We start from the raw sequence: 20,474 nt of genomic DNA on the forward strand, positions 1-20,474 counted from the left end.
GTAAGGCACCGCACTTTGACTGCGGTATTCGTAGGTTCAAATCCTGCTATCCCAGCCATTAAGGTTTACTAGCTCAATCGGTAGAGCACTTGACTTTTAATCAAGGTGTACCGGGTTCGATTCCCGGGTAAGCCACCAATTTAATGCTAGGCTATTTATAATAAATAGCAAAAAAAGAAGTGTATAAATACACTTCTTTTTTTTATTTATTTATTTTATAGTTGATTCGTATTGTTGAACCATTCTTTTAACCATTTCTCCACCAACGCTACCGCATTGTTTTGAAGATAAGTTTCCGTTGTAGTCTGAGAATGGAACTCCCATTTCACTTGCAACTTCATTTTTAAATTTTGCTAATCCGTTTTTTGCTTCTGGTACTAATGTTTTTGCCATAATAAATTCCTCCTAAGGTTTCACAATAATTCATGAAACACTTTATATTTTAATATTTTCAATTTACTCTAGAGAACTATTTCATGCTTGATTCGTATTGTTGAACCATTCTTTTAACCATTTCTCCACCAACGCTACCGCATTGCTTTGATGATAAGTTTCCGTTGTAATCTGAGAAAGGAACTCCCATTTCTCCAGCAACTTCATTCTTAAATTTAGCTAATCCGTTTTTTGCTTCTGGTACTAATGTCTTTGCCATGATAAATTCCTCCTAAATGTTCAATATCAAAATATTGAATCTATTCTTTTTAATCGTGATGTCTCTTACTTTATACCTGATTCGTATTGTTGAACCATTCTTTTAACCATTTCTCCACCAACGCTACCGCATTGCTTTGAAGATAAGTTTCCATTGTAATCTGAGAATGGAACACCCATTTCTCCTGCAACTTCATTCTTAAATTTAGCTAATCCGTTTTTTGCTTCTGGTACTAATGTCTTTGCCATGATTGTTTCCTCCTTAAAATTTATTATTTAGAAAGTTTTTGCTAAGCTTTTTTGCTTTGCACTATTATGTTGTGCAGAAGGAATTTTTATAAACTATAGAAAGTAATCCAAAATAGGAAAAAGCAATATTGAAAGGAAAATATAGGATTAATATATCTTTTTAAAATTAAAAAAGATATAGATTAAGCCTATTAATTAGACTAATTAAGGCAAAATTTATATCATATATGTAAAAAATAAAAGGTACTATTTTTAATAGTACCTTTGATATCTAATTATCTTTTATTTAATTTCATTAATCCTGTAATTACAGGTATTGCAATAAGAGCTGAAACTATGGCTTCAGGAATACCGTTAGATGCACCCAAAACTAAAAGTGTATTTGCAACTGCTTCAGTAGATATTTCTCTAGCAGCAGCATATTGCTCTAAGTATAAAACATATGTTAATCCAAGAACACCTACAGTATTTGTAAGTGATGCAAGTATTGCTGATATACCTATTGCTAAATTTTTATTTTTAAATTTGTTCTTTAAAATTTTATAAATATAATAAGCCACAATACCGATTAATATTCTTGGTAGAAGTGCTACTATTGGATTATAAAAAACAAATGATGTAATTGTAGGAGCTGTAAAGTTTTGATACATTGAAAATAATCCAAACATTAAGCCAACTGCTGCACCAACAACAGGCCCCTCTATAATAGCTCCGATGATTACTGGCACATGCATTATAGTGAGTCTAAATATAGGCAATGTAATAAAGCCTAATCCAGATACTCCAAGGAAAATAGAAATACCTGCTAACATTGCAACTATAACTAACTTCCTAACATGTTCCCTAGAATTCCCCATCCTACGTGTGTTTAACATTTAATTGTACCTCCGTTCTTATTCCTATTTAAGGATATAATTCGGCAAAAATAATTAATTTTTGCTTAGTTCAGTTTCAAAAGAATACCGACATTTTTTATTTTAACATATAATAAAAAACTGTAAAGAGTTATTTTACATTAAGAATCATATTATACATAAAATAACAATATGTTGATTTAATATAAATAATATTAGTATAAATATAAGTTGGATATTAAGAATTTTAGAGATATAATTTATATAAAAGACTAATGAAAAGGAGAATTTATATGAGTTGGATAGATGAAATAAGGAATTATAATCCTTATAATGAGCAAGAAGAAAGAGATAAGGAATTAATCTTAGAGTGTATAGACAATAGTTCTAATATATTAACGAGAGAAAATACAGTAGCACATATTACTAGTTCTGGATATATAATAAATAAAACTAGAGATAAGGTATTAATGATATACCATAATATATATAAATCATGGGCATGGACAGGTGGGCATGCAGATGGAGATAGTGATTTATTGTATGTTGCTATAAAAGAGGCTCAAGAAGAAACTGGATTAAAAAATGTAAAGCCTATACATAATGATATATTATCACTAGATGTTTTAAATGTTAACGGACATATTAAAAGAGGAAAATATGTATCATCACATTTACATTTATCAGTAGCATATCTTCTAGAAGCAGATGAAAATGAAGAACTTATAGTAAATGAAGAGGAAACTAGTGGTGTAAAATGGATTCCTATAAATGAAATTCATAAGTATTCAAGTGAACCATATATGGTAAATGTTTATAATAAATTTAATGAAAAGATAAAATTACTTTAGTGTTTAAGTAAAATAAATAAAGCTTAATAAGATATAGTTATAATCTTATTAGGCTTTATCTCATAGGGTATATTAATTTTAATCATAATATTTCTATTATATAATGTCTTTTTTATCAGGCATTATTATTGCACAACCTATATAAAATATAAGTCCTATAGGAAGTGAAAATAATATTAGTAAAAATGCTAGTACTCTAACAAGAGTTACATCTGCATTTATATATTCAGCAAATCCAGCACAAACTCCAGATACCTTCTTACAAGAACTAATTTTATAAAGCTTCTTATCCATAATTAATCCTCCTTATTTATCAACCTTAATAAAATCTACATCTTTATACTCTTTAGTATTACTGTTTGATTGTTGGTTATAATTATCAGTAGCTTCATATTTATCAGGTAAAATAAAAGCTAAAGCTGCATATGCTATTATAATAAAAGTAGATCTAGTAAATACGGCTAAAAGCAATAAGGCTAATCTAACTAATGTAACATCAACATTCCAATATTCCGATAATCCAGAACAAACTCCAAATAATTTTTGGTTTTTACTGTTTTTAAAAAATGACTTTTCCATAGGGAAACCTCCATACAAATATTATATATTTAATAATCTCATTATGTTTCTTTAGTGATTTAATATTGTTAATAAAACTTATATTTATATTATATGACTTATTTTTATAAGTACAATAAAGATTATCTTAATCAAATCTTAAATAAATCTTAACATAGGGTATTTTATAACTTATAAAAGTTTTTATAAAACCACTTGAACATTTACCATATCTGTTATATATTATATATAACAGATATAATAACGAGAGGTGATAGTTTGGTTCTAAGAATAGATTTTGATTCTGAAATAGCAATATATATGCAGATAAAAAATGAAATAATTAAGGGAATAGCAAAAAGAGAAATAGAAGAAGGTGATGAATTACCTTCAGTAAGGGCATTAGCAGAAGATATAGGAGTAAATATGCATACTGTAAATAAGGCGTACACACTTCTTAAGGATGATGGATATATAAAAATAGATAGAAGAAAAGGTGCTGTTATTTCTCTAAGCTTAAATCAATCAAATGATAAATTTAAAATGGATATTGAAGATAAACTAAAATACTATATGGCAGAATGTTTTAACAGAGGAATATCTAAGGAAAAAGTAAAAGAAAAGATAGATAAATGCTTTAGTGAATTTTATTTGGAGGATTAAGATATGGATAATTATGTTGCATGGGGAATTACAAATGTTTTTATAATTATAATGTTTGTATTAGCGTATTATATAAACAAGGCATCTAATAATGGAATAATCTTTGGTGTTAGGATACCAAAGAAATATCAAAATGATGAAAAGATAAAACTTTTAGAGAAAAAATATAAAAGATTAAATGTAATAGTATTTTTAATTTTTACAGTTATAATTAATATACTATTTGCTGTATTTATAAATTCAAGTGAAGCTATTTTAGCAACTATAACTATAGTTAGTATTGTAGTAGTATTAATTTTAGATTCTATTCCATATATTATCTACTATAAAAAAATGAGGAAGCTAAAAAAGGATAATAATTGGAATTACAAATCAAATAATGTGGTAATTGTTGATACTACATTAAGAAAACCTAAAAAAAATGAAAAGCTTAAGGTTTTAGATTCAAAATATTTCTTAGTATTATTTATAATTCCTATAATTATGATAGCTTTAACAATATATAAATATAATACTTTGCCAGATTTAATAGTTGTTCCTGATATGACATTTAAGGAAATTGAGAGAAATACTATTAAAGGTGCATTAACAATATTTCAATTTCCACTAGTACAAATATTTATGGTAGCTTTATTTTACTTTATAAATAAGGTTATAGTTAATTCTAAAACAGACTTAAATAGTGGAAGTATAGAAGCAGCAGTTATTAGAAAAAAGAGATTTAGAAGAATTGGATCAATTTTTATGCTTATAACAGGTATAGAAATTATCGGATTATTTGCAATACTACAATTAGCAATTTTATATAGCTTTGATATTACAGTTATAAATATAGTAATGATGAGTATATTGATGTTAACTATGACTATATTTATATTTGTATTTATAAATATAGGCCAAGGTGGAAAAAACTTAGGTTTTGATACAGAAGAAGATACTCTTTACAAAGATGATGATGATAAATGGATTTTAGGAAGTATATATTTTAACAAAAACGATAAAGCTTGGATGGTAGAAAAACGAGTTGGAATTGGCTGGACAATAAATTTTGCTAGTCCTACTGGTATTATAATTTTTGTAGCTACTTTAGTATTAATTGCAGTTATGGTTATATTAGGTATAATAGTGGGTTAAGAATAAATAGGGGGTATGTATCTATATGGTCAGTACATCATCAATTATTTCAATGATTTTTAGCTTAGTGCTAAGTGTGGGAATTCCTCTTATAGGAATTATTTATCTAAAGAAAAAGTATAAGGCATCTTTAAAAGTATTTCTTATAGGTATGGCAGCATTTTTTATATCAACTCAGATTTTAGAAGCGCCAATTCATGTATTCTTTTTAAGTATTAATAAAACTACTTCAGAATTTTTATTAAATACTCCATGGGCATATATGCTTTATGGTGGATTAATGGCAGGTATATTTGAAGAAACTGCTAGGTTTGTAGTTTTTAAATATGCTTTAAAGGATAAGAGGGAACTTACAGATGGAGTTACATTTGGATTAGCTCATGGTGGTATGGAAGCTATATTAATTGGAGGTATTACTATAATTAGTGCAATATCAAATTCTATATTAATTAATTCAGGCGAATTTGTTAGTAAATTACAGCAATCAGGTATAGCACAAGATGTAATAGATAAGACATTAAACACTTATGTAAGCTCTGCACCATCATATTGGGCAGTAATTGGTATAGAAAGAGCAATTGCAATGTGTATTCATATAGCGTTATCTATTATTGTTTTATATGCAGTAAGGGAAAGAAAAAACATATACTATGTGTTAGCTATATTAATTCATGCAGTTGTTAATTTTGCTCCTGCACTTTATCAAGCTGGAGTAATACAAAATATTTATATGATAGAGGGAATAATAGCAATAGAAGCAATAGCAGTATTGATATTTGCTGTTAAAATCTTCAAAAAGAAATCTGTTAGTTAATAAAATAGTCTTGAAAGTGGTTTATTATAAGAAATTTATAATAAACCACTTTTTTTATAAAAAAGAGTAATTTTTTATTGATTACAGACGTAAACATTAATATAGGATTACAAATGTAATTTAAAAGGGGGAGATAAAAATGGGGAGTTTACCTAAAATATCTGAAGCAGAGTGGGAAATAATGAATTTGATTTGGAAAAACAAAAGAATAACATCTAATGAAATAATAGAAAAATTAAAGGCAAGAAAGGAGTGGAAGGGAACTACAGTAAAAACATTAATAAATAGATTATTAAAAAAGGAAGCAATAAGCTTTGATAAAAATGGAAAAGAATATTTTTACTTTGCAACAATAGAAAAAGAGGAATGTATTAAAGAGGAAAGTGAAACATTTATAAATAGATTTTTCAATGGATCAATTAATTCAATGCTTTTAAATTTTGTTAAATCAGAAAAGCTTTCTAATGAAGAAATAAATGAGCTACAAGAAATATTAAATAATTCCTCAGAAGAGGGAAAGAGTTAGCATGTGCTATTTAGATATATTTAAGTTTATTGTGGATGGTTCTATAGTAGCGAGTATATTAGCAGTAGCCATATTTGGAGTTAGAATACTTATAAAAGGAAGATTAAGTCCAATTTTTATCTACTTATTGTGGATAGTAATGATGTTTAAGCTTATAATTCCATATGGGCCAGAAAGTAATATTAGCTTATATAATTTAATGGATTTTAAAGGAAATGAAATTATTAGTTCTGAATTTTTAAAGGAAGATAAATTAGGAGAGATAGAAAATATTAAAGACAGTAGATATTTAGAAAGTACCCACAATATAAGTGGAAAGGAAACTAATGAAAAAGACTATGTGGAAAAATCAATACTTAAAGCTACAGTATTAGATAAATTATTATTTAGTATTTGGATATGTGGTGTGATTTTTTTTACTATTAAGATTATAATTTCAGCCTTGAAAATAAAGAAATTAATATATTTAGGAAATAAAATAAGGGATGAAAAGATTGAAGATTTATTAGTTAATTTAAAGAAAAGATTAAAGATAAAAAATAATGTTCAAATAGTGTTTACTAAAGAAATTAATAGTCCGGCTATTTATGGAATAGTAAATACTAAATTATTTCTTAATAAGGATCTTATTAAAAATGTAAGTGATAATGAGCTAAGATATATATTATTACATGAATTATGTCATTTAAAAAGAAATGATATTTTAGTTTCTAAACTTATTAATTTAATGAAAGTAATTTATTGGTTTAACCCAATTATAATAATTGCATTAAATACAATGCAATCAGATTGTGAAGTAGCTTGTGATGCTAAAGTACTAAACTTTATCGATAAAAAAGAAAATTTAAGTTATGGAAAAACTATAATTAATATTTTAAGTTATAGCAATAGTAAAGCAACGTCATTAGGGACTATTGGAATGGCATTTAATAAGAAGATGATAAAGGAGAGAATTAGTATGATAGGCAAAAATAAAAAGTTTGGATTAAAATCAATAGTATTAGGAGGAGTTGTAGTATTAGGAGTTTCTATAATTGGCTTAACAAGTCAAAAGCCTACAGCTGAATTAGTAAGTGAAGAAGAAAATATAAATAATAAGATAACTAATGATTTATCAGAAGATAATATTAAATCTAGGGATTCAAATTTAGATAAATCTAGAAATGATATAGTTATTTATAGTGCACATACAGAAGAATATTATAGTTATGGTGAAGATGTAGAGAATGTTGGATCAATATTAAGTGCGGAATTAAATAAGAAAGGCCTTAATTCAATGTTCCTAAAGAATAATAAATCTTTAGAGTCATCATATAATAAATCCTTTGAAAGAGCAAATGAGCTTATTATAGAAAATATTGAAGGATACAATGAAAAAATATTATTAGATATTCATAGAGCCGCAGGTGATTCTAATAATGATGGTATAGCAATTATACTTTCAGAAAATAATCCACTTTATGAAGAAAATAAGGTATTTGCAGATACATTAAAAAAGGAAATAAAAGATATAGGAATAAAAAATGTAGGAATTTATACTTATCCAAAGGATATGAGTAAATCATTTAATCAAGAATTATCTAGTAAAGCTATAATGATTGAAATTGGAAGTGAAGCTAGTAATAAGGAACAAATTAATACATTAATTGATGGATTAGCAAGTGCTTTAGAAAAAAATTGTAAATAATAATATGAAAATACTAGAAAATATTAAGAGATAGGATTAAAATGAAATTAGCCAATAAAGGTTAATTTGGTAAAAATTATAGGGGCAGGAGCGATTTTTATGAAATATTATGACACATCTATAAAAAACTTTAAATTAAGGGAAACAACAATCGATGATGTACCTTTAATATTATCTCTTATAAAGGACATAGCAGAATATGAAAAAATGTCTAATGAAGTTATAGCAACAGAAGAAACATTAAGAAAATCAGTTTTTGAAGATAATAGGGCAGAAGTAGTAATTGCAGAATTAAATGGGGAAGCAATAGGATATGCATTATATTTTTATAATTTCTCAACATTTGTAGGAAGAAGTGGATTATATTTAGAAGATATATTTATTCAGCCACATGTTAGAGGGATGGGAATAGGCAAGGAAATCTTTAAGTTCTTAGGACGAATTGCAAAAGAGCAAGGATGTAAAAGAATGGAGTGGACATGCTTAAATTGGAATGAACCATCTATAAAGTTTTATAAGTCATTAGGAGCAATTCCAATGGATGAATGGACTGTTTATAGATTAACGGAAGAGTATATAGATAAATTAAGCAAGATGTAATATTTTTAGTACTAATGATTAGAAGAAGCATATAAAATAACTATAGGCTTTATATAGGGATAGTATTTTGAGGTATATTATTAAAGAAAAGGATTTATAATAAAATTTTATGAATCATTAGGAGCTGAAATCATGAATCGATGGATAAGCTTTAAATTAAATAAAAACTAATAAACAGATATGGGAAGACACTAATCGTTTAGATTGGTGTTTTCTTGCTAAATATGAAAATTGTATAAAAATGGTTATTTTTTACGGGGAAATATTAAAAAAAGTTTATATAATTTAAAATATGTAATTGTTAAAAAAAAACACAAATAATTAATAAAAAAATATTAAAATAAATGCTTTACAATGAAATATAAAAATAAATATAAAAATATTTTTTAATTGTAAATTATTGACAAGGAAAAGTCCCTAATATATTATTAGAATAATATATTTATATTCTAATAGATAGGGGGGGCGATTTATTGAAAAAATATATTATTCCAGAAGGAACACGAGATTTAATTGAAAATGAATGTGTAGTACGAAAGAAAATTATAACAGATGTAAATTCTATTTTTCATAAATGGGGCTATAATGAGGTTATTACTCCAACAGTTGAGTTTTATGATTTATTTTGTTATGAAAATAATGGTTTAAGAGAAGAAGACATGTACAAGTTTTTTGATAACAAAGGAAAAATATTAGTTTTAAAGCCCGATATGACAGTTCCTATTGCAAGGGTTGTTGGTACTAAGTTTAAAGACTATGATTTGCCAATTAGACTTAGATATGAATCAAATGTTTATAGGGTTCATGAAAGTCTAGGTGGTAAAAAAAATGAATACACAGACTGTGGTGTAGAGCTTATTGGTTTAGATAGCAAAGATTCTGATTTAGAAATATTAGTTACTGCACTGGAGGTATTAGAGACTACAGGTATAAAAGAATATAAATTAGAAATTGGGGATGTACATTTCTTTAAAGCTGCTATAGAAAGTTTAAAAATAGATGAAGATAAAAAAGAAGCATTATCGCAGCTAATAGAGCAAAAAAGCTTAAAGGAATTAAGTGATTTTTTAGATAGTCTTAATATAGATTCTAAAACTAAGATGTTTTTTAGAAGATTACCTTGGATATTTGGTGGAAAAGAAGCTTTAGATCAATGTGAAAATTTAGTTTTTAATTCAGGAATGAAAAAAAGCTTAGAGTATTTAAGAGATATTTATGAGAAGCTTCAAGATTTAGGATATGAAAATAAAATAACCTTTGATTTAGGAATGGCACCAAGATTAAATTATTATACTGGTTTAATATTTAGAGGATATGTAGAAGGTGTAGGAAACACAGCTTTAAGTGGAGGGCGATATGATAATTTAATTTCAAGCTTTGGGGTAGATTTAAAGGCTATAGGGTTTTCTATAAATATCGATTGTTTAATTACATTAATAAAGGAAAAGGTAGAACTAGGAAATGAATATATAATTTGCTTTGATAAGAGAAATGAGCTTGAAGCAATGAAAGAAGGAAAGAAGCTTAGAGATTATGGATATAGGGTTCATATGATGCCAAAAGATCATATAGATTCTGTAGAAATAAAATTAAAGGAGGCTTCACATGGGAATTAGTATTGCATTAACAAAGGGGAGACTAGAAGTTGAAACAGTTAAGATACTAAAAAAGGCAGGCTTTGGTATAGATGAGCTTGAGAATAAGGGGAGAAAGTTAGTTTTTAATGATACAAAGGAAGATATAAAGTATTTTTTAGTAAAATCAGCTGATTCAATAACTTACGTTGAACATGGGGTAGCTGATATTGGGGTAGTTGGCAAGGATACTTTACTTGAATCACATCATAGCTGTTATGAAGTAATGGATTTAGGATTAGGACAGTGCAAATTTATAGTTGCAGCAATGCCAAATAAGGAGTTATTTAATTCAAATGGACATATAAAAATAGGAAGTAAATATCCATTGGTTACAAAAGAATTTTTTAAAAGCAGGGGAATGGATGTTGAAATAATAAAGATTGAAGGTTCAGTAGAGTTAGCTCCAATTTTAGGCTTATGTGATGGGATAGTAGACATAATGGAAACAGGAACTACTTTAAAGGAAAATGGTTTAGTTGTTTTAGATGAAATTTGTGAAGTTAGCGCAAGAATAATAGTAAATAAAGCAAGCTTTAAATTAAAACAAAGAGAAGTAAGCGATTTTTTAGAAAAGGTTAAGATGGTAATAAAATAAGTGATTAAATTCCACTTAAGTGAGCAATAAATAAAGGGGATGGGGCTATGTTAAATTTAATAGAGATAACTGAAGAAAATAAAGCTTCATTAATAAGAGAGTTAAAGGAAAGAGACGGAGAAGAACAGGAAGAGATAGTATCTAAGGTAATTAATGTAATTAAAGATGTACGATTTAATGGTGATTCTGCTCTTAAAAATTATACAAAACTATTTGATGCTGTTGATATTAATAGTTTTGAAGTTACTTTAGATGAGATTAATGAAGCTTTTGTTGTTGTAGAGAAAAACTTTATAGACGCATTAGAGGAAGCAAAAGAAAATATAAGGATATATCATGAAAAACAAAAAAATTCAGGATATATGATAAATGATAATAATGGTGTGTATATGGGACAAAGAGTAATTCCATTAGATAAGGTTGGTGTATATGTTCCAGGAGGAACAGCAGCATATCCATCGTCAGTATTAATGAATGTAATTCCAGCAAAGGTTGCTGGTGTTAATAAGGTAATAATGGTAACACCACCCAATAATTTAGGTGGAATAAATCCATATATTGCTGTAGCAGCTAAAATTGCAGGAGTAGATAAAATATACAAGGTTGGTGGGGCACAAGCAATAGCGGCTTTAGCGTACGGAACAAAATCTATAGAAAAAGTAGATAAAATAGTAGGACCAGGAAATATCTTTGTTGCAACAGCTAAAAAATTAGTTTTTGGACAGGTTGATATAGATATGATTGCTGGACCAAGTGAAATATTAATTGTTGCAGATAAGGATGCTAATCCTAAGTATATTGCAGCTGACTTAATGTCACAAGCAGAGCATGATAAATTAGCATCATCTATTTTAGTAACTACATCAAAAGATTTATATGAAAAAGTACAAAATGAAATATCAATTCAAATCGAGGGATTAAGTAGAAAAGAAATTATAAAAGAATCATTAAAAAAATATGGAAAAGCTATTATTTGTAATGATATAGATGAATGTATAAATATATCTAACTTAATTGCGCCAGAGCATTTAGAGTTAATGATAAACAATCCGATGGAGTACTTAGGAAAGGTTATAAATGCTGGTTCTGTATTTATAGGAAGTTATTCTCCAGAGCCAATTGGTGACTATTTTGGAGGGACAAACCATGTATTACCTACTAATGGAACTGCAAAATTTTTCTCACCTTTATCAGTAGATAGTTTTATAAAAAAATCATCTTATTTATATTATTCAAAAAGTGCACTAATGAAAAATGGAGAAAAAATAATTACGCTAGCAGAAAAAGAAGGGTTAACAGCACATGCTAATTCAGTGAAAGTGAGGATGAAATAATGAAGGAAGTTAATATGTATGGAGTGATAAACGAAACTAAAACAATAAAGTTAAACGGAAATGAAAGTTATTTATCAGTAGATGAGAATATTTTTTTTAAGGCGCTTTCAGAGTTAAGGAATGTAGAACTAAATAGATATCCTGATTCAGAAGGACTAGAATTAAGAAAAATGTATGCAAAATATGCAGATGTAGATGCTAGAAATATAATAATGGGGAATGGCTCAGATGAAATGTTATCACTTGTTATATCATCATTGATATCTAAGGGAAAAAAGGTATTAACTTTAAATCCGGACTTCTCTATGTATGATTTTTATGTCTCCTTAAGTGAAGGAGAATTAATTAAATATAATACAAACAAGGATGGAAGCTTTAATTTAGATGAATTTATAAACTCAGGATTAAGTAATGATGTTGACTTAATTATGATTTCAAATCCAAATAATCCAACAGGATATGCTATAAATAACAATGATATAAAAAAGATATTAACTTCATTTAGAGATAAAAAGGTGTTAATAGATGAAGCTTATTATGAGTTTTATGGAGAAACAGCAGTAGATTTAATTAGGGAATTTGATAACTTACTAGTTACTAGAACATTATCAAAGGCATGGGGATTAGCTGCTTTAAGAGTAGGTTTTTTAATTGGAAATAAAACTTTAATAAGTAATTTATCTAAGTATAAGGTTCCTTATAATGTAAATTCACTTTCACAAGCTATTGCTTTAAAAATGTTATCTAAGCCACAAAAAGTTATAGATAGTTCGCAAAAAATAATTGTTCAAAGAGATAAGTTTTATAAAGAACTTAAGGAATTAGAAAATGAAAGTTCTTTAGAAATAAAATTTTATGAATCAAAGGGAAACTATATATTTGGAAGAACGCCATATAAGGAAGCCTTATTAAAAGCTATGTATAATAAGGGAATATCTATAAGAAGCTTTGAAGATGATAGTTTTAGAATAACGGTAGGTTCATCATTAGAAAACGAAAGAGTTTTAGAAGGAATTAAAAAGTCATTTGTATATTAAATTGGGGGATTTATGGAGGAGAGAAAAGGTAAATTAAGTAGAAAGACAAAGGAAACATCAATAGATATAGAAATAGATTTAAATGGTGAAGGGAAGTCTAATATAAATACAGGGGTAGGCTTCTTTGACCATATGCTTACATTATTTTCATTTCATAGTGGAATAGATATAAATTTAAAGGCTATTGGAGATATTGAAGTATGTGATCATCACTTAGTTGAGGATGTTGGAATTTCTTTAGGAAAATTAATATTAGAAGCCTTAGGAGATAAAAAAGGAATTAAAAGATATGGAACATTTTTTGTTCCTATGGATGAGGCTTTGTGTACAGTATCATTAGATATTAGTGGAAGGGGATTTTTGTATTTTGAAGGAGAGTTTAAAAGAGAGGTTATAGGAAGTTTTTCCACTGAAATGGTAAAGGAGTTTTTTAGAGCCTTAGCTATTAATTCAGGAACTACATTACATGCAAGAGTTATTTATGGAGAAAATGATCATCATAAGATAGAAGGATTATTTAAGGCATTAGGAAGAGCTTTAAATGAGGCTATAAGTATGGGCGATAATTTAGATAAGATTCCATCAACTAAGGGAGTCCTATAAATTATATAATACTTATTAAAAATATTTGGATTTAATAACTATTAATAAGGGGGCTTTATATGATAGTTATAATTGATTATGGAATGGGTAATTTAAAGAGTGTTTATAATGCATTAAAATCTTTAAATATAGAAAGTAAGATATCTAATAATATAGATGAAATAAAAAAGGCTAAAGCTTTAATTTTACCTGGAGTTGGAGCTTTTAAGGATGGAATGGACAATCTTACTAGGTTAGGATTAGATAAAGTTATTAAGGATGAATGCAGTCAAGGAAAGCCACTATTAGGAATATGCTTAGGTATGCAGATGCTTTTTTATAAGGGATATGAAGTTGAAGAAAGAGAAGGACTGTGCTTATTAAAGGGAGAGATAACTAAGCTAAAGGTACTAGAAAATATTAAGGTACCTCATATTGGCTGGAATGACTTAGATATACACAAGGAAGACAAGCTGTTAGAAGGAATATCGGTGGATAAGTTTCTTTACTATGTGCATAGTTTTTCAGCTACAAATGTAGATGATAGTGATATTATAGCAACATCTTATTATGGAGGAATAGATATAGTAGGCATTGTTAGAAAAAACAATATAATTGGAACTCAATTTCATCCTGAAAAAAGTGGCTATGTAGGCTTAAAAATATTAAAAAATTTTGGGGAGATGGTTTTATGATTATAATACCAGCAATTGATATTATTGATGGAAGGCCTGTTAGATTGTATAAGGGCGATTATAATAAAAAAGAAATAGTATCTGAAGATATATTAGCAACAGCCTTAAGATTTCAAAGCTGTGGAGCAGAATATTTACATCTTGTAGATTTGGATGGGGCAAAGGCTGGACAATTAGTAAATAAAGAAATAATTGTTAAGGTAGCGAAAACTTTAGACATACCAGTAGAAGTTGGTGGTGGAATAAGAACTTTGGAAACTATAGAATATCTTATTGATAATGGGGTTTCAAGAGTAATATTAGGAACTAGTGCAATTGAAGATAAGGAATTAGTAAAAAAGGCGACTAATGAATATGGGGATAAGATAGCTGTAGGCATAGATTGCAAAAATGGTTATGCTTGTGGAAATGGATGGCTAGAAAAATCTAAGGTTAAATATTTAGACTTAGCAAAGGAAATGGAGCTTTTAGGTGTTAAAAATATTATTTTAACAGATATAAGCAAGGATGGTACCTTAGAAGGACCAAATGTTGAAATGCTAGAATCTCTAAAGGAATATGTAAATATAGATATTACAGCTTCAGGTGGAATAAGAGATATTGAAAATATAAAGGACTTAAATAAATTAGGAATCTATGGAGCTATAACAGGTAAGGCTATTTATGCAAAGACATTGTCATTAAAAGATGCAATAGAAGTATGTAAATAAGTTTGGGGTGATATTATGCATACAAAAAGAATAATACCTTGTTTAGATGTTAAGAATGGTAGAGTTGTAAAAGGAATTAATTTTAAAGGTCTAACCGATGTTGGTGATCCAGTAGAATTAGCTAAATTTTATAACGATGAAGGAGCAGATGAATTAGTTTTTTTAGATATAACAGCTACACATGAAGAAAGAAATACTATGATTTCTATAGTAGAAAAAATTTCAGAAAATGTATTTATACCTTTCACAGTAGGGGGAGGAATTAGAACTATAGAAGATATGAAGAAGACTTTAAGAGCAGGTGCAGATAAGATAAGTTTAAATTCTGCTGCTGTTAAAAATAAGGATTTAATTAGAGAAGGAGCCTTTTACTTTGGAAGTCAATGCATAGTATTAGCTGTAGATGCAAAAATGAGAAATGATTCTTCAGGCTGGAATGTAGTTGTTAATGGAGGTCGTATTGACACAGGATTAGATGTATTATCATGGATTGAAGAGGCAACTAAGCTAGGGGCTGGAGAAATATTATTAACATCTATGGATAGTGATGGAACGAAAAATGGATTTGATTTAAACTTAACTAAAAAAATAAGTAATTTAACTAATGTTCCTGTAATTGCTTCAGGAGGATGTGGAAGTCTAAATCACTTTTATGAAGTGTTTGATAAAGGTGATGCAGATGCAGCCTTGGCAGCTTCACTTTTTCATTATGGAGAATTATCTATTAATGAAGTAAAGAAGTTTTTAAAGGAAAAAGATGTTTCGGTTAGATATTAGTTAATATAGTTTAGAGTTTATTGAAGGTGGTGTTTAAAATAAATTTAGAGCTTTTAAATGAAATAGATTTTAAAAAGGGAAATGGTTTAGTACCGACTATAATTCAAGATTACAAGAGTAAAGAAGTATTGATGCTAGCATATATGTCTGAGGAAAGTTTATTAAAAACTATAGAAACTAATGAAACTTGGTTTTATAGCAGAAGTAGAAATGAACTTTGGAATAAGGGAAAGACATCAGGAAACATTCAAAAGGTTATTAAAATAAAATTTGATTGTGATGGAGATACTTTGTTAATTTTAGTGGATCAAGTTGGTGTTGCATGTCATACAGGCAAAAAGAGTTGTTTTTATAGAAATTTATAAAAGGATGTGGTGCTATGGGAAACACTTTAGAGGATTTATATAATATAATTTTAAGTAGAAAAAATTCAAGTGAAGAAGGATCTTACACTTCATACTTATTTCAAAAAGGAATAGATAAAATATTAAAAAAGGTTGGAGAAGAGAGCACAGAAGTAATAATTAGTGCAAAGGGAATAGATAAGGAAGAGCAAATAAATGAAATTTGTGATTTAACATATCATTTACTAGTTATGATGGCTGAATTAAATATTTCAGTAGAGGATATTAATAGTGAACTAGGAAAAAGAAAAGAAAAAATAAATAACTTTAAAGGTGAAAGAAAAAGTATAGAAAAAATATAAAAAAGTTATAGAGCTAACTTTTAGTTGTTAGACTCTATAACTTTTTTAATTTAATAAAATTATATTATTTAAAATAAGTAGGCAACTAACTTATTTCCTTGTTCAAAAACAGTAACATTGAAGTAATTCCAAGGAACAACAGAATCACCAACTGCAGAAATAGCTACTCGTATTTTTAAAGATACACCTGTATTTGTTTCTTTGCTAGCTCCTTCATAAGTAAGCATATCTACCTTAAGTATCATTTCATCGCTTTCAGCTAGTCCCATTTGTTCTCTTAAAGAGGCTAAATCTTTTTTTAGTTTTGCTTTATCATCTTCAGTAATAGGAGATAATCCATCTTCAGATGAAGGGTCATAGGATACTAAATAATTATAAACATCTTCATTTCCATTTACATAAAGGACTAATAAATCACTGGCAAAATCAATTTCTTTATATTCACCAAAGACATGAGAGTTACCAGTATGATCATTATAAACTTCAGTAGAAGCTTCAAATGATTTTATATCTTTTGTAGAAGAATAAGTGCGGCCTAATGCTTCAAATGTTGTAATTTCAGGAACTTCTTCTACAGAAGGTTGTTCTTCTTGTATTGGAGTTTTATTATCTTCTTTATTGTCATTAGAGTTACTACATCCAACAAAAGTAAATAGTAGTGCTGATGTTAAAAGTAAAGAAAGAATTTTTTTATGATTCATAGTAAATCTCCTTTTAATTAATATGTTTTATCTAATTATAGAATAACATATTTTGTAATGATAAATTAATTATAATAGATTTATATTAATAATAGGAGATTTAATTTATAAAATATTCATTAAATTTGGAGTTTGTAATTCTTTTAGATGTTCAGAGTTATTTCTTAGAGCATGAAGAGTAGCTAAGGATTCAGCTTCATCTCCACCTCTTATATAAAGTGCTAATTTTAAAGCTTCATTCATTACTAAATCATAATCAACATGATTTAAATAGATTGCAGGGATATCTCCCTCATCTTTGATTAGATTTAAAAGCTCAACAGATTTTTCATACGCAAGATCATAGTTTTTACTATTTAAATGTTCTTCAATTTCATTACAAGAAACTATAAATTCATCACATAGAGATGTTATTTTACTGTCTAAAAAAAATAATCCACCGAGTAAAACTATAAATAAAATAATAGATATTATAGCATTTTTCATTATTTACACCTCTCATCATAGTCATTATAGCCTTGGATTATAAACTTTCCAGTAGTATCTGTCATTGCAAGTAAAACGTCACTTATAGATTCTACATTATGATTTTTTAGTTTATCCTCAACCCAAGATTTATCTTTCCCACAAGTAGTTAGAGAGTTTTTATTTATCTTTCCATCTAATACAAAAATAACTGGTAGTTGAGGTTTTTGATTTGAAGATTTATTAGATGATGGATTATTTGAAGAACTAGTAGAAGTTAAAAATGATAATTGTCCATTATTTTCTAAAATTCCGTATTCAATATCATTTAAATCAAAATATCCTGCAAGTCTTATTTCCTCCATAAGTTCATCTATATTAATTTGTTGCTTTTTTAAACCATCATAATTTACTTTTCCCTTACAAATTAAGATACAAGGCTCTCCATCAATAAATTTTCTTGCGAATTGACTTTTAAGTTGTATTTGACTTAAGAGCGTTTTTACAAAAAGTAAAGTAATTATAGGTATTACGCCTAATATTAATGGTAAACGAGTATCTTGCATAGGAAGTGCTGCTAAATCTGATATCATTATGGTAATAACAAATTCATAAGGCTGCAATTCTCCTATTTGACGCTTTCCCATAAGACGCATTACTATAACTACTAATGCATAAAGAAATATTGTTCTTATAAGTACTATAAACATTCATAAACACCTCACAAAAATAGTTTTTCAAAAATATAATAAAATATTCTAAATATGAGCAATTTAAAAATATAGTTTATTTATTGATAGATTTTTTTTATCAACTGTATATAATATATATAAGACTAAATTTTCTGAAAATAACATTTAAATTCTGGAGGGGTGTAGATGAAAAACTTTAGCATAATTTATAATGACAAAACCTTTACAGTTAAAGAAGGAACAACATTTAAAGACTTTGTTCAAAATGAATTAAACAAAGATTATCATGATATAGCTTTATGTAGATTAAATGGCAAGTATTATGAGCTATTTAAAAATATAGAATTAGACGGAGAATTAGAAGTTATAGATTTTAAAAATAGAGTAGGAATAAAGATTTACACAAGGACATTGCAATATATATTTATTAAAGCTACATTAGATTTATTTGAAAACTCTAAGATAACTATTGAGCATAGTATTAGTAAAGGTCTTTTTGGTGAAATTCACAAAGAAGATGTATTATGTGAGGATGATATCTTAAAAATAAAAATTAGGATGAAAGAATTAATAGATAAGGATATCCATATAAAAAAAATAAAAGTTAAAAAAGAAGATGCTATTGATATATTTAAAAAATACGGAATGCTAGATAAAATTAGATTATTAAATCATGTAGATTTCGAAACTGTAAATCTATATGAACTTGATTCAAGATATGATTATTTCTATGGGCAAATGGCATGCTCAACAGGTTGTATAAAAGCATTTGATTTGGAATATTATGAACCAGGATTTTTACTAAGAAGTCCGACAGAAAATGATCTAAATAAATTACCACCATATAAAGAAAATAAAAAATTAGCTCAAATATTTTTAGAAACTGAACGATGGCTAGATATTTTAGGCATTGGAGAAGTTGGAGCTTTAAATGATAAGATAGAAAATGGAGAACTTAAAGATATTATAATGGTTTCAGAAGCTTTACATGAAAAGAAAATTGCTCATATTGCTGATATGATTTCTAATAGAAAGGAAACAAAGGTAGTATTAATAGCGGGTCCAAGTTCTTCTGGTAAAACAACATTTGCTAATAGATTAGGAGTACAGCTAAGAGTAAATGGTTATATCCCTATTCCTATTTCTTTAGATGATTATTTTGTTGATAGAGATAATACTCCAAAAGATGAAGACGGAGAGTATGACTTTGAAAGTATATATGCATTAGATTTAGAATTGTTTAATGATCATCTTACTAGACTATTAAAGGGTGAGGAGGTTGAAATACCTACGTTTAATTTCAGAATAGGTGGACGTGAATGGGTAGGTAATAAGCTTAAATTACCTGAAAATGGATTGTTAATAATTGAAGGAATTCATGGATTAAATCCAATGTTAACTACATCGATAAATGATAAAAATAAATTTAAAATATATATTTCAGCATTAACACAATTAAACTTAGATAATCATAATAGAATTGCTACTACTGATATAAGAAGAATAAGAAGAATAGTAAGGGATTATTTATCTAGAGGATATGGTGCAGAATCTACATTAAAGATGTGGCCATCTATAAAGAGAGGAGAACAAAAAAATATTTTTGTTTTCCAAGAAGAAGCAGATGTTATGTTTAACTCAACCTTAGTTTATGAGTTATGTGTATTAAAAAAATATGCTTTAGCTGAACTTAATAAAATAACTCCTGAAAGTCCAGTTTATATTGAAGCAAACAGACTTAAGGCTTTCTTAGGATTCTTTAAGGATATAGATAAGGAGTTAGTTCCAAGTAATAGCATTTTAAGAGAATTTATTGGAGGAAGCATATTTTACAAATATTAAAATTAAATATATTGCAAATAATAAAGAGATAGGATGTTCCTATCTCTTTATATTATTGTTTTATAAATGATATAAAAGTATATGTTAGTCTAAATGAATGTGATAATATAATAA

General features: G+C 27.4%; 27 protein-coding genes and 1 tRNA gene. 19 read left to right on the forward strand and 9 right to left on the reverse strand.

Annotation, left to right across the window (positions count from 1 at the left end; all coding sequences use genetic code 11):
• Positions 1–62 precede the first annotated feature (62 nt).
• Positions 63–138: transfer RNA gene (locus ACRDBA_RS11940), tRNA-Lys, on the forward strand.
• A 72-nt stretch (positions 139–210) separates the two neighbouring features.
• Here ACRDBA_RS11940 and ACRDBA_RS11945 read toward each other — a convergent pair.
• The 4 genes from ACRDBA_RS11945 to ACRDBA_RS11960 all read right to left on the reverse strand — a co-directional run bounded on the left by ACRDBA_RS11945 (position 211) and on the right by ACRDBA_RS11960 (position 1,775).
• Positions 211–393: an alpha/beta-type small acid-soluble spore protein gene (locus ACRDBA_RS11945; RefSeq protein WP_438573146.1), complete on the reverse strand. Its 183-nt coding sequence runs from the start codon at positions 391–393 to the stop codon at positions 211–213.
• Between the two features lie 76 nt (positions 394–469).
• Positions 470–652, reverse strand: coding sequence for an alpha/beta-type small acid-soluble spore protein (locus tag ACRDBA_RS11950; protein ID WP_438573147.1), 183 nt, complete (start codon positions 650–652; stop codon positions 470–472).
• Positions 653–717: 65 nt separating this feature from the next.
• On the reverse strand, positions 718–900 hold the full coding sequence (locus ACRDBA_RS11955; protein ID WP_438573148.1) for an alpha/beta-type small acid-soluble spore protein: 183 nt from the start codon (positions 898–900) through the stop codon (positions 718–720).
• Between the two features lie 275 nt (positions 901–1,175).
• A complete protein-coding gene (locus tag ACRDBA_RS11960; RefSeq protein WP_438573149.1) occupies positions 1,176–1,775 on the reverse strand; it encodes an ECF transporter S component in 600 nt (199 codons plus the stop codon).
• Between the two features lie 272 nt (positions 1,776–2,047).
• On the opposite strand from ACRDBA_RS11960, the gene ACRDBA_RS11965 reads away from it, so the two are divergent.
• Positions 2,048–2,605: an NUDIX hydrolase gene (locus ACRDBA_RS11965; protein WP_438573150.1), complete on the forward strand. Its 558-nt coding sequence runs from the start codon at positions 2,048–2,050 to the stop codon at positions 2,603–2,605.
• 96 nt (positions 2,606–2,701) lie between these two features.
• On the opposite strand, the gene ACRDBA_RS11970 is transcribed toward ACRDBA_RS11965, so the two are convergent.
• Both ACRDBA_RS11970 and ACRDBA_RS11975 read right to left on the reverse strand, forming a co-directional pair.
• The gene (locus ACRDBA_RS11970) at positions 2,702–2,899 is read right to left on the reverse strand and encodes a PspC domain-containing protein (protein ID WP_438573151.1); all 198 of its coding nucleotides are present in this window, start codon (positions 2,897–2,899) and stop codon (positions 2,702–2,704) included.
• Between the two features lie 12 nt (positions 2,900–2,911).
• Complete coding sequence (locus ACRDBA_RS11975) at positions 2,912–3,184, reverse strand: PspC domain-containing protein (RefSeq protein ID WP_438573152.1); 273 nt, start codon at positions 3,182–3,184, stop codon at positions 2,912–2,914.
• 258 nt (positions 3,185–3,442) lie between these two features.
• Here ACRDBA_RS11975 and ACRDBA_RS11980 point away from each other — a divergent pair, with 258 nt between their 5' ends.
• From ACRDBA_RS11980 to hisE, 16 genes are all read left to right on the forward strand, one after another.
• Positions 3,443–3,826, forward strand: coding sequence for a GntR family transcriptional regulator (locus tag ACRDBA_RS11980; RefSeq protein ID WP_438573153.1), 384 nt, complete (start codon positions 3,443–3,445; stop codon positions 3,824–3,826).
• 3 nt (positions 3,827–3,829) lie between these two features.
• Entirely contained in the window at positions 3,830–4,960 is a 1,131-nt protein-coding gene (locus tag ACRDBA_RS11985; protein ID WP_438573154.1) for a DUF5808 domain-containing protein, read from the forward strand.
• A 25-nt stretch (positions 4,961–4,985) separates the two neighbouring features.
• Positions 4,986–5,774 carry a YhfC family intramembrane metalloprotease gene (locus tag ACRDBA_RS11990; protein ID WP_438573155.1) on the forward strand — a complete coding sequence of 263 codons (789 nt, stop codon included), beginning with the start codon at positions 4,986–4,988 and terminating at the stop codon, positions 5,772–5,774.
• 139 nt (positions 5,775–5,913) lie between these two features.
• Positions 5,914–6,300 carry a BlaI/MecI/CopY family transcriptional regulator gene (locus ACRDBA_RS11995; RefSeq protein WP_438573156.1) on the forward strand — a complete coding sequence of 129 codons (387 nt, stop codon included), beginning with the start codon at positions 5,914–5,916 and terminating at the stop codon, positions 6,298–6,300.
• A gap of 1 nt (position 6,301) precedes the next feature.
• Entirely contained in the window at positions 6,302–7,987 is a 1,686-nt protein-coding gene (locus tag ACRDBA_RS12000; RefSeq protein ID WP_438573157.1) for a M56 family metallopeptidase, read from the forward strand.
• A gap of 99 nt (positions 7,988–8,086) precedes the next feature.
• On the forward strand, positions 8,087–8,587 hold the full coding sequence (locus tag ACRDBA_RS12005) for a GNAT family N-acetyltransferase (protein ID WP_438573158.1): 501 nt from the start codon (positions 8,087–8,089) through the stop codon (positions 8,585–8,587).
• A gap of 473 nt (positions 8,588–9,060) precedes the next feature.
• On the forward strand, positions 9,061–10,203 hold the full coding sequence (gene hisZ, locus ACRDBA_RS12010; RefSeq protein WP_438573159.1) for an ATP phosphoribosyltransferase regulatory subunit: 1,143 nt from the start codon (positions 9,061–9,063) through the stop codon (positions 10,201–10,203).
• The gene (gene hisG / locus ACRDBA_RS12015; protein ID WP_438573160.1) at positions 10,193–10,819 is read left to right on the forward strand and encodes an ATP phosphoribosyltransferase; all 627 of its coding nucleotides are present in this window, start codon (positions 10,193–10,195) and stop codon (positions 10,817–10,819) included. The genes hisZ and hisG overlap by 11 nt, the downstream gene beginning before the upstream one ends.
• A gap of 47 nt (positions 10,820–10,866) precedes the next feature.
• The gene (hisD, locus tag ACRDBA_RS12020) at positions 10,867–12,153 is read left to right on the forward strand and encodes a histidinol dehydrogenase (protein ID WP_438573161.1); all 1,287 of its coding nucleotides are present in this window, start codon (positions 10,867–10,869) and stop codon (positions 12,151–12,153) included.
• Positions 12,153–13,190, forward strand: a complete 1,038-nt coding sequence (gene hisC, locus ACRDBA_RS12025) for a histidinol-phosphate transaminase (protein WP_438573162.1) — start codon at positions 12,153–12,155, stop codon at positions 13,188–13,190. The genes hisD and hisC overlap by 1 nt, the downstream gene beginning before the upstream one ends.
• Positions 13,191–13,202: 12 nt before the next feature.
• Positions 13,203–13,793: an imidazoleglycerol-phosphate dehydratase HisB gene (gene hisB, locus ACRDBA_RS12030; protein WP_438573163.1), complete on the forward strand. Its 591-nt coding sequence runs from the start codon at positions 13,203–13,205 to the stop codon at positions 13,791–13,793.
• Positions 13,794–13,852: 59 nt separating this feature from the next.
• The gene (hisH, locus tag ACRDBA_RS12035; RefSeq protein WP_438573164.1) at positions 13,853–14,467 is read left to right on the forward strand and encodes an imidazole glycerol phosphate synthase subunit HisH; all 615 of its coding nucleotides are present in this window, start codon (positions 13,853–13,855) and stop codon (positions 14,465–14,467) included.
• Complete coding sequence (gene hisA, locus ACRDBA_RS12040) at positions 14,464–15,177, forward strand: 1-(5-phosphoribosyl)-5-[(5-phosphoribosylamino)methylideneamino]imidazole-4-carboxamide isomerase (protein WP_438573165.1); 714 nt, start codon at positions 14,464–14,466, stop codon at positions 15,175–15,177. Before hisH ends, hisA begins: the two co-directional genes overlap by 4 nt.
• A gap of 15 nt (positions 15,178–15,192) precedes the next feature.
• Entirely contained in the window at positions 15,193–15,954 is a 762-nt protein-coding gene (gene hisF, locus ACRDBA_RS12045) for an imidazole glycerol phosphate synthase subunit HisF (protein ID WP_438573166.1), read from the forward strand.
• 29 nt (positions 15,955–15,983) lie between these two features.
• A complete protein-coding gene (gene hisI, locus ACRDBA_RS12050) occupies positions 15,984–16,319 on the forward strand; it encodes a phosphoribosyl-AMP cyclohydrolase (RefSeq protein ID WP_438573197.1) in 336 nt (111 codons plus the stop codon).
• A gap of 14 nt (positions 16,320–16,333) precedes the next feature.
• Positions 16,334–16,660, forward strand: coding sequence for a phosphoribosyl-ATP diphosphatase (hisE, locus tag ACRDBA_RS12055; protein WP_438573167.1), 327 nt, complete (start codon positions 16,334–16,336; stop codon positions 16,658–16,660).
• Between the two features lie 68 nt (positions 16,661–16,728).
• On the opposite strand, the gene ACRDBA_RS12060 is transcribed toward hisE, so the two are convergent.
• The 3 genes from ACRDBA_RS12060 to ACRDBA_RS12070 all read right to left on the reverse strand — a co-directional run bounded on the left by ACRDBA_RS12060 (position 16,729) and on the right by ACRDBA_RS12070 (position 18,536).
• The gene (locus ACRDBA_RS12060; RefSeq protein WP_438573168.1) at positions 16,729–17,361 is read right to left on the reverse strand and encodes a hypothetical protein; all 633 of its coding nucleotides are present in this window, start codon (positions 17,359–17,361) and stop codon (positions 16,729–16,731) included.
• 105 nt (positions 17,362–17,466) lie between these two features.
• On the reverse strand, positions 17,467–17,847 hold the full coding sequence (locus ACRDBA_RS12065; protein ID WP_438573169.1) for a DUF4363 family protein: 381 nt from the start codon (positions 17,845–17,847) through the stop codon (positions 17,467–17,469).
• Positions 17,847–18,536, reverse strand: a complete 690-nt coding sequence (locus ACRDBA_RS12070; protein WP_438573170.1) for a YetF domain-containing protein — start codon at positions 18,534–18,536, stop codon at positions 17,847–17,849. The genes ACRDBA_RS12065 and ACRDBA_RS12070 overlap by 1 nt, the downstream gene beginning before the upstream one ends.
• 168 nt (positions 18,537–18,704) lie before the next feature.
• Here ACRDBA_RS12070 and ACRDBA_RS12075 point away from each other — a divergent pair, with 168 nt between their 5' ends.
• Positions 18,705–20,360: a nucleoside kinase gene (locus ACRDBA_RS12075; protein WP_438573171.1), complete on the forward strand. Its 1,656-nt coding sequence runs from the start codon at positions 18,705–18,707 to the stop codon at positions 20,358–20,360.
• The last annotated feature ends 114 nt before the right edge of the window (positions 20,361–20,474 follow it).

Origin of the sequence: Clostridium sp., from assembly GCF_051654825.1 — a bacterium.
Lineage (GTDB): Bacteria > Bacillota > Clostridia > Clostridiales > Clostridiaceae > Clostridium.